The sequence below is a fragment of the Candidatus Niyogibacteria bacterium CG10_big_fil_rev_8_21_14_0_10_46_36 genome (genome assembly GCA_002772995.1).
In the GTDB taxonomy this organism is placed as follows: domain Bacteria; phylum Patescibacteriota; class Minisyncoccia; order 1-14-0-10-42-19; family 1-14-0-10-42-19; genus 1-14-0-10-46-36.
Genome location: PFCO01000002.1, coordinates 1 through 842 on the forward strand (window position 1 = coordinate 1; position 842 = coordinate 842).

General features: G+C 52.3%; 1 protein-coding gene. It reads right to left on the bottom strand.

Going from position 1 to position 842, the window contains the following annotated elements; genetic code table 11:
• The coding region (locus tag COU47_01060; protein PIR69808.1) for an integrase at positions 1 to 590 on the bottom strand (590 nt) is incomplete at its 3' end.
• Positions 591 to 842 lie beyond the last annotated feature (252 nt).

Sequence of the window (842 nt, forward strand, 5' to 3'; positions counted from 1 at the left end):
CAGCACCTTTGAGACTCCCGCGCTGATAATGTGGACACAATATAACGCAAGGGCGAGAGCATTCCAAGCGACTCATGAGGTCGCTTTGTGTTGTACCACAGGAGGTATTCAATGAGCTTCCCGTTGAAAGCATCAAGGTCGTCCCGAAGAAGTTGGCGGTTTTGTTTCAGGAACTCTTCATTCAAGGTTCTGTTGAATCTCTCGATGTGGGCGTTCATCTTGGGGCTTCTCGGGTACGTATGGTACTGCACGATGCCTTGCTTCTCACACGCCTCTCTAAAGCGCAGGGCGAACTCGCTCCCGTTGTCAGATTGGATTTCTTTAATAGGCCTGGGCGAAACATAACTGAGTTTTCTGAGGAAGTCCGTTGCCGATTGGGAGGAGTGATTCGTGTACGCTCCTGCGAAGGCGAACCTCGGTTCAATGTCAATCGCAGTGTAGATATAACGTTTGATGCCGTCCACAAAGCGCACCACAGTGTCGATTTCGATGCCTCGCTTCTTTCCCTTCGGACGGCGTATCTTCTTGCGGTATATGGGTTTTCTCTCGATGACTCTGCCTGTTCTTGCGGACACCGAGACACGCCTCATTGACGGGAGGCGACCTTGTTTCTTGAGGTCTTCTAGACAGCGTCCGGTGTATGATTCCGAGGCACTGAATCCCTCATCTTTTAGTAGCAGGGCGATTTTCTTCTTGCCGATGCGGTGATGTCTCGTCCTCAGCACCACTATATGCTCAAGGAGACCGGGCGGGTATTCTCGCCGGCGCCTTCTCTTTGGAGCAGTACTCTTCGGGTCGAGGGCATCGAGTCGTCCTCGCTTCTCTCTTAGTGCCTGCTTCCA